Source organism: Paenibacillus sp. Marseille-Q7038, assembly GCF_965111595.1.
On the sequence record NZ_CBCOOM010000002.1, the window covers coordinates 796,583 to 810,408 of the forward strand.

Genomic DNA, 13,826 nt, shown 5'->3' on the forward strand with positions numbered 1-13,826 from the left:
GGAGGGACAAACAATGGGAAAATTGGTGGTATGTGATCACCCGTTGATTCAACACAAATTGACAATTATTCGTGACATGCGCACGAACACAAAGGATTTTCGCGAACTTGTAGATGAAGTAGCAACTTTAATGGCTTACGAAATTACACGTGATATTCCACTCGAAACAATAACAGTACAAACTCCTGTTGCAGAGACAGAAGGAAAAGTGATTTCGGGCCGTATGCTCGGACTTATTCCGATTCTTCGTGCAGGACTGGGTATGCTTGATGGCGTAGTGAAACTCATTCCGGCAGCAAAAGTAGGACACGTAGGACTTTTCCGTGATCCTGAAACATTGCAGCCTGTTGAATACTATACGAAGCTTCCAACCGATGTAACAGAGCGTGAGCTCATCGTAATTGACCCGATGCTCGCAACGGGCGGATCTGCTATTGAAGCGATCAATGTACTTAAGAAACGCGGCTGTACTCAGATTAAAATGATGAACCTGATTGCTGCGCCAGAAGGTGTGAAAGCAGTTCAAGAGGCACATCCTGACGTAGACATTTATGTTGCGGCAATGGACGAGCGTCTTGATGAGCATGGTTACATCATTCCGGGTCTTGGAGATGCGGGAGACAGACTGTACGGCACCAAATAAACAAAATTGGTATAAAAGGGGCTCTTGGCAATGTCTAAAATTAAAGTGATGACGGTATTCGGAGTGCGCCCTGAAGCAATCAAGATGGCTCCACTCATTTTGGAGCTGGAACGTCACTCCGAAGAAATCGAATCCATAGTATGTGTAACGGCCCAGCATCGTCAGATGCTGGACCAAGTACTTGAAGTTTTTAACATTACACCGGATTACGATCTGGATGTCATGAAAGAGCGTCAAACTCTGAATGAAGTTACCGTTCGTGTACTGGAAGGACTGGAACCCGTTCTGCGGGAAGCGAAGCCTGACATCGTTCTGGTTCATGGAGATACCCTGACAACGTTCCTGGCAAGTTATGCTGCCTTCTTACAGCAGATCAAGGTAGGTCATGTGGAAGCGGGGCTCCGTACCTGGAATAAACTCTCTCCATACCCAGAAGAAATGAACAGACAACTGACAGGAGTTTTGGCAGATTTACACTTTGCTCCAACAGATATGTCCGGAAGCAATTTACTACGAGAAAATAAATCAGAATCAAGTGTATTTGTCACAGGCAACACCGTTACAGATGTGTTTCAATATACAGTACGCGAAGATTATACCCACCCTGTGCTGGAGTTTGCTAAAGGAAAAAGATTGATTTTGATGACGGCGCATCGCAGAGAATCACAAGGTGAACCGCATCGAAATATATTCAAGGCGGTAAAACGCATTGCGGATGAATTCGAGGATATTGCAATTGTTTATCCAGTACATCCAAGCCCAGCCGTTAAAGAACCAGCTTATGAGCTGCTAGGAAACCATCCGCGCATTAAGCTGATTGATCCACTTGACGTGGTAGATTTCCATAACATATATCCACACACGCATCTGATCCTAACGGATTCCGGTGGAATGCAGGAAGAGGCTCCTTCCTTCGGAGTACCTGTTCTTGTTCTTCGTGATACAACGGAAAGACCAGAAGGGATTGAGGCAGGAACACTGGAGCTAGTTGGTACAGATGAGGAAAATGTATATGCAAGAACAAAAGCATTATTGACTGATTCAGAACTGTACGCTTCGATGAGTGAAGCAGCTAATCCTTACGGTGATGGACATGCTTCAGAGCGTATTGTCAGTGCGATTTTGCACTATTTCGGTAAAAAAAGCGAACGTCCTGAGACTTTTCACAGAAAGTTCAAAAAATAATTCAACACTTCAACTTCTAGTATAGACAGTAGAGCGTACAGTTAAACTGTACGGTTTATAAGGGTTTGAAAGATTTTCTGATTTTCTTTCAGGATTTTTCAGTGTTTCTTACAGCCAGAACAGGTTGTTCTACCGATTGACAAACGCTTTAACCATTCAGTAAGATAATTGGGATTGGACAAACTTGACACATTTTTCATCTTTTTCTCTCGAACTCAGGGGGAAAAGAATATTAACTCATTTTCCATATACAGCGCTTTCTAGGGATGGGTTGTGTCTTATTATGAATCAGGATAAACCGTGGTTGATTGCTTTGAGTATCGGTGGTTCAGGCATCCTGCTGGCTGCTTACATAACGATCGGATACTTTATAGGAAAGTGGCTCATGAATGCTGTGAACGGACCGAATTACTGGATTGCTATTGGCTGTCTAATAGGTCTCGTTTTAGGTGTTCTAAATATAGCCCTTTTTATTAAGAAGTTTTTGGGGGAACAAAATGAATGATTTGTCTTCCATTGTAAATGCTGTTACAAGAGTGACGTTCTTCCTTTTATCTGGATCACTTCTCGTATGGGTGATATTCCCTGAACAACGTCCTTTGTTTTTAGGCCTCATCATCGGTCTGGCAGCAGGGTTGTTTAATTTTAGATATCTGTACATCAAAATTCACCAGGTTTCAGAGAGTGTGGTAACTCCTGGAAGCAAATATGTGAGTTTTGGTTTCTTGTCACGGATGTGTATCTCTCTTCTGGCTATCATGCTGGCTGTGAGATTTGACCAGATATCAGTGGGTTTTACAGTGATGGGTCTTTTCACGGTACAGATTTTGGCAATTCCAATTAGTATATTGGTGAACGCTAGATCAAGAAAATAACATTACTATGGGGAAAGGGGTGAATAAATCAATATGCATGACTCACCGATTATCGAACTCGGAGGATTGAACATTGACCTTTCCGCTGTTTTAATGCTCACAGTGACGGTGCTATTCGTGTTCATACTTGTTCGTTTGTGTGTTCGGAATCTATCTGTAGAGAATCCTTCGAAAGTACAAAATTTCATGGAATGGGTCGTTGAATTCGTTCAGAACATTGTGGCAAGTGCCATGCCTTTAAGTAAAGGTAAGCCTTACATAACTTTGGGATTGACACTGATTCTGTTTATTTTCGTATCCAACATGCTTGGTTTGCCGTTCTCTATTATCTCGGAACATCATGAGCCAGCAAGTATATTTGGACACGTAATTGAAGCGACCAGAACTCTTGGTAATGGAGAACATTCAGAAATTCTATGGTGGAAATCTCCTACCGCAGACATTTCAATCACAGCAGGACTTGCGATTATTATCTTCATTCTGATGAATTATCTTGGATTGAGATACAACCGTAAGCATTACCTGAGACACTACATCGAACCGTTTCCAGTGTTTCTGCCGCTGAATATTATTGAGAACTTGGCGAAGCCGATCGCCCTTGCGATTCGTTTGTTTGCCAATATTTTTGCGGGAGAGATTCTGATCTCTACCATTCTCAAAATGGGATGGATTGGTATACCAGCCATGATGGCATGGCAAGGATTCAGTATTTTCGTAGGTGCATTGCAGGCCTTCATCTTCACGATCTTGTCGATGGTGTACATCGCTCAGACGACAATTCACGAAGAACACTAGGTTTATTGTCACAATAATAGTAACTCCAAAACTGTTTGTAAGTAGAAGGAGATTATTATATTAAGTTAGATCAACAAAAAAATGTATATATATTTCGAGGAGGAAATTTAAAAATGGAAATGTTAGCAGCAGCTATCGCAGTAGGTTTGGGTGCACTTGGTGCAGGTCTTGGTAACGGTATGATCGTAAGTAGAACAGTTGAGTCCATCGCTCGTCAACCAGAAGCTCGTGGACCATTGCAAACAACAATGTTTATCGGTGTGGGTATCGTAGAGGTAGTACCTTTGGCAGCTACAGTTATCGCGTTCTTGATTATGTTTTCATAATATCAGAAGTAACGGTTTGGCGGGGAGGGCGATGCCATCCGCGCCTTCGTTTTTGTTACGATACAGGAATGAACGGAAAGGAGTGACGTGAGTGCACATTTTATGGGAAAACATTGCTATTACCATTGTTGCGTTCTTGATCCTTTATTGGCTTTTGTCCAAGTATGCATTTAACAAATTGTTCGCTATTATGGAGCAGCGTCGTGAGCTTGTTGCTTCACAACTTAATGAAGCAAAACAAACTCGTGAGCAGGCTATCCAATATGTAGAAGAGCAAAAAGCAGCTTTGCAAGAAGCGCGTAATGAAGCTCAAAGTATTATTGAACAATCTCGCAAAACAAGTGTAAACCAAACAGAGCAAATGCTGAGTGAAGCAAAACAAGAAGCAGAGCGTCTGAAAGTGGAAGCTGTTCGTGCGATTGAGAGCGAGAAAAATAAAGCGGTTGAATCCCTCCGCAGTGAACTTGGAGCGGTATCTGTACAAATCGCATCCAAAATTTTGGATAAAGAAGTTAAGCAAGACAACGTTCAGGAAGAGCTTGTTGAAAAGTATCTGAATGAAGTAGGAGGCAGACCATGAGTAAGGATTCGGTAATCGCCAAGAGATATGCAAAAGCGTTGTTTGAAGTGGCGATCAAAAATCAATCCGTACTGGAAGTCGAAGCCGAGCTTCACGCGGTTGCAACCTCTATTACAGGAGATCGCGACATCGTTAAATTTATCTCTTCTCCAAACGTCAGTGTTGCTTCGAAACTGAGTGTTGTAGACAACAGTCTGCAAGGCAAAGTATCGGAGCCGGTCTTAAATACAATTAAACTGCTTATCGAACGTAACCGAATCCATGCACTGGAATCCGTCGTGGAAAGTTACATGAAATTCGAATCCGATTCACTTGGAATGGTTACTGCGCGTGTGTATTCGACATATGAGCTTAGCCAGGAAGAGAAAGATACAGTTGCTAAAGATTTTAGTGCTCGTATTAGTAAACAAATTCGCATTGAAAATGTGATTGATAAAAGCTTGATTGGCGGACTTAAAGTTGCCATCGGCGATACAATTTATGACGGAAGTCTGGCAGGCCAGCTGAAACGTCTAGAACAGTCTTTTACAAGACGAGTAAAGTAGTGAGGGGTGAGGACGCTTGAGTATCAGACCTGAGGAAATTAGTACTATTATTAAAAATCAGATCGAACAATACAAAACGGACATCGAAGTCAGCGAAGTTGGTTCTGTAATCGAAGTCGGTGACGGGATTGCCCGTGTTTATGGACTCGAGAACGTAATGTCCGGTGAGCTCGTAGAGTTTTCTACAGGCGTTTTGGGCCTAGCGCTCAACGTTGAAGAAAGCAACGTAGGTATCGTTATCATGGGACCTTACACAGACATTCGTGAAGGAGACCAAGTAAAACGTACTGGACAAATCATGCAAGTTCCTGTAGGGGAAGCTTTGATCGGCCGTGTCGTTAATGCAATGGGACAACCCGTTGATGGCAAGGGTCCGCTTGCAACAGATGAATTCCGCCCGGTAGAGAACCAGGCACCTGGCGTTATGGCCCGTAAATCGGTTCATGAGCCAATGCAAACCGGAATTAAAGCGATTGACGCCATGGTACCGATTGGCCGCGGACAACGTGAGCTTATCATCGGTGACCGTCAAACAGGTAAAACAGCGATTGCGATTGATGCGATCCTTAACCAAAAAGGCAGCGGAATGAAATGTATCTACGTTGCTATTGGACAAAAACAATCTACCGTTGCACAAGTAGTTGAAACACTTCGCCGTAATGGTGCGATGGAGTATACAACGGTTGTAACTGCATCTGCTTCTGAGCCTTCACCACTTCTCTACATAGCTCCTTATGCTGGTTGTGCAATGGGTGAGTACTTTATGTACAAAGGTGAGCATGTGCTCGTAGTGTATGATGACTTGACTAAACAAGCATCTGCATACCGTGAACTTTCCTTGCTGCTTCGTCGTCCTCCGGGCCGGGAAGCTTACCCGGGTGACGTTTTCTATCTGCATTCCCGTTTGCTCGAACGTGCAGCGAAACTGAATGACGAACTTGGTGGTGGTTCATTAACCGCACTGCCATTTATTGAAACGCAGGCATCTGACGTTTCTGCATACATCCCAACGAACGTAATCTCGATTACCGATGGTCAGATCTTCTTGGAAGCAGACTTGTTTAACTCAGGTCAACGTCCAGCGATCAACGTAGGTATCTCGGTATCCCGTGTTGGTGGTTCCGCTCAGATTAAAGCAATGAAAAAGGTAGCAGGTTCCCTGCGTCTGGATCTTGCTCAATATCGTGAGCTTCAAGCGTTCTCCCAATTCGGATCCGATCTTGATAAATCAACACAAGCTCGTCTGAATCGTGGTGCGCGGATGATGGAAATTCTGAAGCAAGATGTGCATAAGCCACTTCCTGTTGAACAACAGGTTGTCAGCTTGTACACAGCGACTAAAGGATATCTGGATGAAATCCCAGTAGGTGATGTGACCCGTTTTGAGAGAGAATATCTTTCATTCATGGAAAGTAATCACCCTGAGATTCTTGAATCCATCCGTACAACGAAAGAGCTTACTGCAGATAATGAAGCCGCTCTGAAAAACTCAATCGAGAAATTCAGAAACAGCTTCTCTAGATCATCGAACTAAGCCGCATCGTATTCCATATCAAAGAACCAAAGAAGGGCTGCGCGAACACAACGTACGCCGCAGTCCCTCTTTCTTATATGAAGTAAATGCTTTCGAAGATCGTTTTGACTTCGTCAAAACTTTAAGTAAATGCTTTCGAAGTTAGTTTTGACTTCGTCAAAACTTTAAGTAACGCTTTCGAAGTTAGTTTTGACTTCGTCAAAACTTTAAGGTGGTGAAAACATGGCAAAAGGTATGCGCGAAATCAAGCGTCAAATCAAAAGTGTTCAGAGCACGAAGCAAATTACCAAGGCAATGGAGATGGTTGCTGCCTCCAAGCTTAGAAAAGCGCAGGAGAAAGCAGAAGCTGCTAAACCATATTCCGAGAAGTTGAAGGAAGTGGTAACTAGCATCGCATCCTCTTCTTCTGAGGTTACTCATCCCATGCTGGTGACTCGTCCTGTCAAAAAGACGGCTTACCTCGTAATTACTTCAGATCGTGGTCTTGCAGGTGGATACAATGCCAACGTTCTTCGTCAGGTAACCCTGACACTTAAGGAACGCCACACCTCTAAAGACGAATATGTTCTGTTTGTAATTGGACGGAAAGGTCGCGATTTCTTCAGACGCCGTGAGCAACCGATTGGTATGGATGTTACAGATTTGTCGGACTCCCCAACATTTGCTGATATTAAATCCATTGCGAACGAAACCGTTTCGGGGTTTGAAGCAGGAAAGTATGATGAGATCTATATCTGTTACAGCCAATTTGTAAATGCAATTACCCAAATTCCTACGGTTGAAAAACTTCTTCCAATGGAGAGACCGGAGAATAAAAAGACGGAAGCTTCTGCTCAATATGAGTACGAACCTTCAGCAGAGGCAGTACTGGAAGCTCTTTTGCCTCGCTATGCCGAGACTTTGATCTATGGTGCACTTCTGAACGGTAAAGCAAGTGAACTTGGAGCGAAAATGACAGCAATGGGCAGTGCAACGAAAAATGCATCGAAGCTCATTGGAGAATTGTCGCTTACTTATAACAGAGCACGTCAAGCTGCGATTACGCAGGAAATCACAGAAATTGTGGCTGGAGCAAGCGCACAGTCTTAATTTAATTAAGTACGGATAAACAATGAAGCTGGTCAGAATAATGCTCGCTCACATTTATATGAAATGGTGACAGGAGGTTATTACTGCTATAGCTTGTAGGAGGGAACTGAAGATGAACAAAGGACGCGTTGTCAGCATTACGGGTGCGGTTGTTGACGTTGAGTTCGACCGTGACGGACTTCCCGATATTAATAATGCAGTTACAATCAACACAAAGACAAGCGGTGGTAAAGAAATCAACCTTACGCTTGAAACAGCGAAACATCTAGGCGATAACCGTGTACGCTGTATTGCAATGTCTTCTACAGATGGTCTCGTTCGTGGTGCAGAAGCAATCAATACAGGTGCACCTATTTCTGTACCTGTAGGGGAAGCAACTTTGGGCCGGGTATTTAACGTACTGGGTAACCCAATCGATAATGGCGGTGCAATTGAAACGGCTGTTCGTAATCCGATTCACCGTTTGGCACCTACTTTCGATGAGTTGTCTACACAAGCAGAAATGCTAGAGACAGGAATCAAAGTTATTGACTTGCTTGCTCCATACGCAAAAGGCGGTAAAATCGGTCTTTTCGGTGGTGCGGGTGTAGGTAAAACAGTAACGATTCAGGAACTTATCAACAACATCGCTCAAGAACATGGCGGTATCTCTGTATTTGCCGGTGTTGGTGAGCGTACTCGTGAAGGTAATGACTTGTACCATGAGATGACGGATTCCGGCGTTATTAAAAAGACAGCAATGGTGTTCGGTCAAATGAATGAACCTCCAGGTGCACGTCTTCGCGTAGCCCTGACAGGTCTTACTATGGCTGAGTATTTCCGTGATCAAGAAGGGAAAGACGTTCTTCTCTTCATCGATAACATCTTCCGCTTTACTCAAGCAGGTTCTGAGGTTTCTGCTCTTATGGGACGTATGCCATCAGCGGTAGGTTACCAGCCTACGCTTGCAACGGAGATGGGTCAACTTCAAGAACGTATTACTTCTACGAAAACAGGCTCAGTAACTTCCATTCAGGCGATCTATGTACCTGCGGATGACTACACTGACCCTGCGCCGGCAACTACATTTGCTCACTTGGATGCAACAACGAACCTTGAGCGTAAAATCTCTGAAATGGGTATCTACCCTGCGGTAGATCCACTTGCATCCAGTTCCCGTATCCTTACTCCAGATGTAGTAGGGGAAGAGCATTATAACGTAGCTCAAGGGGTTAAACGTATCCTTGCTCGTTACAATGAACTTCAAGATATTATTGCGATCTTGGGTATGGATGAGCTGAGCGAAGAAGATAAAATGCTCGTAGCTCGTGCTCGTAAAATCCAACGTTTCTTATCCCAACCGTTCCACGTAGCAGAAGCATTTAACGGATTCCCGGGTAAATATGTTCCTGTTAAAGATACAGTTCGCAGTTTCAGAGAAATTCTAGATGGTAAGTATGATCATCTTCCAGAAGCAGCATTCCTGTACGTAGGAACCATTGAAGAAGCGGTAGAAAAAGCAAAATCAATGGAATAGTCAATTAATCCTAAGGATTACTGACCCAAAGATGAGTTGAACTATCCTTCGGATAGAGTTCAGGAGGGATGACAATGAGTACCTTTTTATTGGAAATTGTAACTCCGGAGCGACTCATCTTCTCTGAACAGGTAAATAGCTTGGTTGTACGTGGATTGGAAGGTGAACTGGGAATTCTCCCTGGTCACGTTCCGTTCGTAACTCCCTTGCAAATTGCACCTGTATCCATTAAAGCCGATGGAAAGGAACTGAAAATCGCTGTTGCAGGCGGTTTTGTAGAGGTTCGCAAAGAGAAGGTAGTCATTTTGGCTGAGAGTGCTGAACTTGCTTCTGAGATCGATGTAATTCGTGCCAAAGCAGCTCTCGAGCGTGCAGAGACTCGTCTAACATCTAGCGGAAGCCGAGATCAATACGATCACCGTCGTGCTGAAATTGCATTACAAAAAGCAATGAACCGACTTAAAGTATCCGGCAACCTATAGAAAAAAGAACCTGACCCTTCGTCAGGTTCTTTTTGTTTTCGAGATTATTTCCGAGGAAATGACAGAAGAAAGACGGATTAGATATGTTTTTGTCTAAAATATAACAATTCCGAGCTAAATTAAGGATTAGGTGTTCCAATATTGTAAGATTTGGTTGACAATAAAGGGCGATCCGAATATGATTTCACAGTATGTGAAATAAATCGTTAATGAAGAAAGACGGAGGCTGGACATGGATCAACTGTTGAATGATCAAGTTAATCAGGCCATTAGTACAAATAGTCTTGTAGCTATGATTATCTCACTTTCCTGTATCGCTATCGCTTGGTGGTCCTTACAGCACTTGAAAATCGACTTGATTGTGAAGCATCCAAAGAGTGCTCAAGCAAGAATGCTACAGCTGCTTTTGGCTATTGTTCTGGGACATTTTGTGTCTAAATTCGTACTTGAATATCTCTCTTGGGCACAAATGCTTAAATATCTGTTTTAAAGCTTTCCAGGCTGGTTATATCACTCTTAGGCTAAAATAGGTTAAGACAGCTTTTGTCGAATAACATTATGTTTTTATGTGAACAATGGAATTAAAGATGTTCATTTGATAACAATGTAATATCGTTCGTTTTATACGTTGATCCGTATGAAATTGTAAAAAACAATGTAAAATGAAAAATCGCTTGTCTCCCATGAACTTTTAATGTTATGATGGAAGTTAGGGGATTAGCAGAATGACTGCTATTTCTTTGTTTTTAATCACAGTTTCAAATGATTTCGAATAGAAATGGTCTTATATGATGGAAATCATGGTTTAAATCACTAACTAATTCAAAAATGAAAAGTGCAAACTATTCTTTTCTGAAATACGGCATCTTGACGAATGTTGAATAATGATGTCGAATTTTCCGACGGGATCGGACGACAAGTGAAAGAGGAATCTCCACTCGTAAGCAGAAAAAGAAAAATAACGCGCGGAGGGAAACAAGATGAGCAAATTTATCGTCCGCGGAGGCAAGAGATTGACCGGAAGTGTCAAAGTCAGCGGCGCTAAAAATTCAGTTCTTCCGATCATCGCCGCCTCTCTCTTAGGGGAAGAAGGAGTAAGCATTATTACAGATGCACCTCCTTTAGACGATGTGATGACAATTAACAAAGTACTGGAATCGCTAGGAGCGGAAGTTACATACCAAAATGAAGTAATTACCGTAGACGCAACGAATCTTACTTCGTGCGAAGCCCCTTACGAATGGGTTACAAAAATGCGGGCGTCTTTCTTGGTTATGGGTCCTCTGCTAACACGTATGGGTTATACAAAAATATCTCTTCCAGGCGGATGTGCGATTGGTACACGCCCGATTGATCAACACCTTAAAGGTTTTGAAGCAATGGGTGCAGAAATCAGCCTAGGACATGGTTATATAGAAGCACGGTCAAATGGAAAATTGCGCGGAGCTAAAATATATTTGGATGTTGCGAGTGTTGGTGCAACTGAAAATATTATGATGGCTGCTGTACTAGCAGAAGGAACAACGACTCTTGAGAATGCAGCAAAAGAACCGGAAATTGTGGATCTTGCAAACTACCTGAATGGGATGGGTGCAAAAGTACGCGGTGCTGGCACTGGCGTGATTCGAATTGAAGGAGTGGAAAAACTTCACGGTGTACAACATGCTGTCATTCCAGATCGAATTGAAGCAGGGACGTATATGGCTGCTGCAGCTATTACAGGTGGAGACGTTTATGTCGAAGGTGCAATTTCCGATCACCTTGGCCCTGTTATCTCCAAGATGGAAGAAATGGGAGTAAAGATCATCCCAGACGAAAATGGAGTACGTGTCATTGCTGAAGGTCCTCTGAAAGCTGTGGATATCAAGACACTTCCATACCCAGGATTCCCGACAGACATGCAATCGCAAATGATGGCATTGTTGCTCAAATCCGAAGGTACAAGTGTTGTAACGGAAACGGTATTCGAGAATCGATTTATGCATGTGGATGAGTTCAACCTGATGAATGCAGAAATCAAAGTAGAAGGTCGTTCCTCGATTATTACTGGAGGGGCTAAACTTACCGGAGCAAAAGTAACAGCTACGGACTTGCGTGCAGGTGCTGCTTTGATTCTTGCTGGTTTGATCGCTGACGGCACAACAGAAGTAGGCGGTGTTCATCATATTGACCGCGGTTATGTGCACCTTGCAGAGAAGCTGAACGGTCTGGGAGCAGACATCTATCGTGTATCGGTAGAAGAGCCTAAGCGTGAAGCGAAATCGACAGAATCAGTTGTAACGGAAACAGAAACAGCAAGATTTAAGGTTCAGCCTACCTTAGCTTAAGCTAAAGGATAGAATTGAACCCTAGGCAACATTGTGTAAGAAAGAATAAAAAACACAGCTGCTCGAGGCTGTGTTTAGACTGAAGACAAATTAGCTTAGGCTAGTTTGTCTTCAGTCTTTTTTTGTTTTACATAAATAATCTTATATTGCAGGGCATTCAATGGAGATGATAGAAAGGCTATCTCCTATCTTTATATCTTATATATAGAGAGAAAATACATCATTAGTTACTACTATAGTGTGGTCTTAATACTAGGCATCCTCTCATTTATATTCTCTTAATTTGGTTCTATCAGAAGCGAGATCTCCATATGTATGACATATAAGGTCTATCTGATCTACCGAGCTAGAGCAGCTACCAAATGAGATGTTGGGAGGAGTATAAATGAAGGCGACACGAGGTTCTTCCATACCAAAAGAAGAGCTTAAGAATAGAAGAGTCCGAATGAAAAGGAAGAAGATTGTCAACATTCCTTGGGATGAGGTAACTGAGACTTCCTATGGTCCAGCGGAAATTTTAATAGAGCGGGATGAACAGGGAATCTTGAAAGTTAGAAACTCAAAACAAACGTCTCTTTCTATAGTAAATGGAGTCGGCAGCAAGGAGCAGCTGGGCGGTGAAAATGAAAGATACGGGCGGGGAGAGGCTCCGCTTTCTCCCGCGGCTGAACCCGCTGTGCCTCATACCGGGCACAGCCAGCCCGTGCATGCACCACAGCTGCATGCACAAAACCCAGCGGGCGGCGCCTACAAAGCCGCCCGATCCTGGGGCCGCGGCTCTGCACCGCGGCGCCCCCGGCGGCCTGGCCCTGCCGCCGCCCTCGCGGGACTAGCCATTGCGGCACTGCTGATTCCAGCAGTGCTTGCCTGGCCCCGCGAGGAAGCACCGCCGAGCTCTGCGCCGGCGGTGCAAGGGCAGACCGCTCCCGCTGCGCAGAATCCTGCCGCAGCAGAACCGCCTGCCCTTGTCCCTGACACCACACCGGCACCAAAGCCGGCAGTGGTGTATCCCGAGCCCGAGGTGCGCGTCTATCTGTCGAAGACCGGCACCATTGATACGGTGACGATGGAACAATACGTCACCGGGGTTGTCGCAGCCGAGATGCCTTCGGACTTCGGCATCGAAGCACTCAAAGCGCAGGCCATTGCCGCGCGCACTTTTGTAACGAAGCGGATGGCTGCAGGTGATCAAAGCGGAATACCGGTGGACGGTGCGGATGTGAAGGATACGGTCGAGCATCAAGTATACATTCCTTACGATAAGCTCGAAGCTCATTTTAAAGAAGCAGGTAAAGAAAAAGAATGGGCCAAGCTTAAGCAGGCGGTGCGGGAGAGTAAGGATACCATTATGACCTATAAAGGACAGCCGATCACAGCGGCGTTTTTCTCCACCAGTAACGGGTATACCGAGAACTCGGAAGATGTATGGCAGCAGGCTGTACCGTATTTACGAAGTGTAGAAAGTCCGTGGGATGCCAAGATTGCTCCGGGTTATGAGGGAAGCGTAACGATGTCCCGAATTGATTTTCTGAATAAACTGAATGTAACATCTGATGCGATTCCCGTATCTGTTGGTGGCAAGACGGCAAAGCCTTTTATTCAGATTCTGTCTAAAACAGCAGGAAACCGGATTAAAGAGATTCAGATCGGAAAGAAAGTATTTTCGGGAATAGAGATAAGAGAGAAACTTGGACTGCGATCTAGTGAATTTACGTGGGAAACAAGCGGGGATGAGATTACGATTACAACCCATGGATTCGGTCATGGAGTAGGAATGAGTCAGTATGGAGCCAATGGAATGGCGCAAGAAGGTTATACCGCAACCCAGATTCTAAAACACTACTATAATGGAGTCGCGTTTGGTCAAGCTTCCAAGTTACTATATAAAGGTAAATCATAGTCTCCTTAAAAATCTTTCAAATAATTTTA

15 protein-coding genes are annotated in these 13,826 nt (G+C 43.9%); all 15 read left to right on the forward strand.

Annotation, left to right across the window (positions count from 1 at the left end):
• Positions 1-13 precede the first annotated feature (13 nt).
• The 15 genes from upp (at position 14) to spoIID (ending at position 13,797) form a co-directional block, all read left to right on the forward strand.
• Complete coding sequence (upp, locus tag ACWPWY_RS20825) at positions 14-643, forward strand: uracil phosphoribosyltransferase (protein ID WP_160032709.1); 630 nt, start codon at positions 14-16, stop codon at positions 641-643.
• Positions 644-673: 30 nt separating this feature from the next.
• A complete protein-coding gene (wecB, locus tag ACWPWY_RS20830; RefSeq protein ID WP_454193504.1) occupies positions 674-1,828 on the forward strand; it encodes a non-hydrolyzing UDP-N-acetylglucosamine 2-epimerase in 1,155 nt (384 codons plus the stop codon).
• A 283-nt stretch (positions 1,829-2,111) separates the two neighbouring features.
• Positions 2,112-2,333 (forward strand): AtpZ/AtpI family protein, encoded by a 222-nt coding sequence (locus tag ACWPWY_RS20835; RefSeq protein ID WP_454193505.1) that lies wholly within the window; start codon positions 2,112-2,114, stop codon positions 2,331-2,333.
• The gene (locus tag ACWPWY_RS20840; RefSeq protein WP_454193506.1) at positions 2,326-2,703 is read left to right on the forward strand and encodes an ATP synthase subunit I; all 378 of its coding nucleotides are present in this window, start codon (positions 2,326-2,328) and stop codon (positions 2,701-2,703) included. The genes ACWPWY_RS20835 and ACWPWY_RS20840 overlap by 8 nt, the downstream gene beginning before the upstream one ends.
• A gap of 33 nt (positions 2,704-2,736) precedes the next feature.
• Positions 2,737-3,498: a F0F1 ATP synthase subunit A gene (gene atpB, locus ACWPWY_RS20845; protein ID WP_191800563.1), complete on the forward strand. Its 762-nt coding sequence runs from the start codon at positions 2,737-2,739 to the stop codon at positions 3,496-3,498.
• Positions 3,499-3,611: 113 nt separating this feature from the next.
• Positions 3,612-3,824: a F0F1 ATP synthase subunit C gene (gene atpE, locus ACWPWY_RS20850; RefSeq protein ID WP_091160819.1), complete on the forward strand. Its 213-nt coding sequence runs from the start codon at positions 3,612-3,614 to the stop codon at positions 3,822-3,824.
• A 91-nt stretch (positions 3,825-3,915) separates the two neighbouring features.
• Complete coding sequence (atpF, locus tag ACWPWY_RS20855; RefSeq protein ID WP_454193507.1) at positions 3,916-4,404, forward strand: F0F1 ATP synthase subunit B; 489 nt, start codon at positions 3,916-3,918, stop codon at positions 4,402-4,404.
• Entirely contained in the window at positions 4,401-4,949 is a 549-nt protein-coding gene (locus tag ACWPWY_RS20860) for a F0F1 ATP synthase subunit delta (protein ID WP_454193508.1), read from the forward strand. Before atpF ends, ACWPWY_RS20860 begins: the two co-directional genes overlap by 4 nt.
• A gap of 16 nt (positions 4,950-4,965) precedes the next feature.
• Positions 4,966-6,483, forward strand: a complete 1,518-nt coding sequence (gene atpA / locus ACWPWY_RS20865) for a F0F1 ATP synthase subunit alpha (protein WP_191800557.1) — start codon at positions 4,966-4,968, stop codon at positions 6,481-6,483.
• A 222-nt stretch (positions 6,484-6,705) separates the two neighbouring features.
• The gene (gene atpG, locus ACWPWY_RS20870) at positions 6,706-7,572 is read left to right on the forward strand and encodes an ATP synthase F1 subunit gamma (protein WP_191800555.1); all 867 of its coding nucleotides are present in this window, start codon (positions 6,706-6,708) and stop codon (positions 7,570-7,572) included.
• Between the two features lie 112 nt (positions 7,573-7,684).
• Positions 7,685-9,088 carry a F0F1 ATP synthase subunit beta gene (atpD, locus tag ACWPWY_RS20875; RefSeq protein WP_454193509.1) on the forward strand — a complete coding sequence of 468 codons (1,404 nt, stop codon included), beginning with the start codon at positions 7,685-7,687 and terminating at the stop codon, positions 9,086-9,088.
• 74 nt (positions 9,089-9,162) lie between these two features.
• On the forward strand, positions 9,163-9,570 hold the full coding sequence (locus ACWPWY_RS20880; protein ID WP_454193510.1) for a F0F1 ATP synthase subunit epsilon: 408 nt from the start codon (positions 9,163-9,165) through the stop codon (positions 9,568-9,570).
• A 232-nt stretch (positions 9,571-9,802) separates the two neighbouring features.
• Positions 9,803-10,060: a DUF1146 family protein gene (locus ACWPWY_RS20885; protein ID WP_454193511.1), complete on the forward strand. Its 258-nt coding sequence runs from the start codon at positions 9,803-9,805 to the stop codon at positions 10,058-10,060.
• A 490-nt stretch (positions 10,061-10,550) separates the two neighbouring features.
• Complete coding sequence (gene murA, locus ACWPWY_RS20890) at positions 10,551-11,897, forward strand: UDP-N-acetylglucosamine 1-carboxyvinyltransferase (RefSeq protein ID WP_454193512.1); 1,347 nt, start codon at positions 10,551-10,553, stop codon at positions 11,895-11,897.
• Between the two features lie 385 nt (positions 11,898-12,282).
• Positions 12,283-13,797 carry a stage II sporulation protein D gene (gene spoIID / locus ACWPWY_RS20895; protein WP_454193513.1) on the forward strand — a complete coding sequence of 505 codons (1,515 nt, stop codon included), beginning with the start codon at positions 12,283-12,285 and terminating at the stop codon, positions 13,795-13,797.
• The last annotated feature ends 29 nt before the right edge of the window (positions 13,798-13,826 follow it).

Bases quoted from the DNA above. Each gene is read 5' to 3' on its own strand.
- ACWPWY_RS20880 (WP_454193510.1), top strand. From the start codon at position 9,163: ATGAGTACCTTTTTATTGGAAATTGTAACTCCGGAGCGACTCATCTTC.
- ACWPWY_RS20885 (WP_454193511.1), top strand. From the start codon at position 9,803: ATGGATCAACTGTTGAATGATCAAGTTAATCAGGCCATTAGTACAAAT.
- atpD (WP_454193509.1), top strand. From the start codon at position 7,685: ATGAACAAAGGACGCGTTGTCAGCATTACGGGTGCGGTTGTTGACGTT.
- ACWPWY_RS20840 (WP_454193506.1), top strand. From the start codon at position 2,326: ATGAATGATTTGTCTTCCATTGTAAATGCTGTTACAAGAGTGACGTTC.
- spoIID (WP_454193513.1), top strand. From the start codon at position 12,283: ATGAAGGCGACACGAGGTTCTTCCATACCAAAAGAAGAGCTTAAGAAT.
- atpE (WP_091160819.1), top strand. From the start codon at position 3,612: ATGGAAATGTTAGCAGCAGCTATCGCAGTAGGTTTGGGTGCACTTGGT.
- murA (WP_454193512.1), top strand. From the start codon at position 10,551: ATGAGCAAATTTATCGTCCGCGGAGGCAAGAGATTGACCGGAAGTGTC.
- ACWPWY_RS20860 (WP_454193508.1), top strand. From the start codon at position 4,401: ATGAGTAAGGATTCGGTAATCGCCAAGAGATATGCAAAAGCGTTGTTT.
- wecB (WP_454193504.1), top strand. From the start codon at position 674: ATGTCTAAAATTAAAGTGATGACGGTATTCGGAGTGCGCCCTGAAGCA.
- ACWPWY_RS20835 (WP_454193505.1), top strand. From the start codon at position 2,112: ATGAATCAGGATAAACCGTGGTTGATTGCTTTGAGTATCGGTGGTTCA.
- upp (WP_160032709.1), top strand. From the start codon at position 14: ATGGGAAAATTGGTGGTATGTGATCACCCGTTGATTCAACACAAATTG.
- atpB (WP_191800563.1), top strand. From the start codon at position 2,737: ATGCATGACTCACCGATTATCGAACTCGGAGGATTGAACATTGACCTT.
- atpG (WP_191800555.1), top strand. From the start codon at position 6,706: ATGGCAAAAGGTATGCGCGAAATCAAGCGTCAAATCAAAAGTGTTCAG.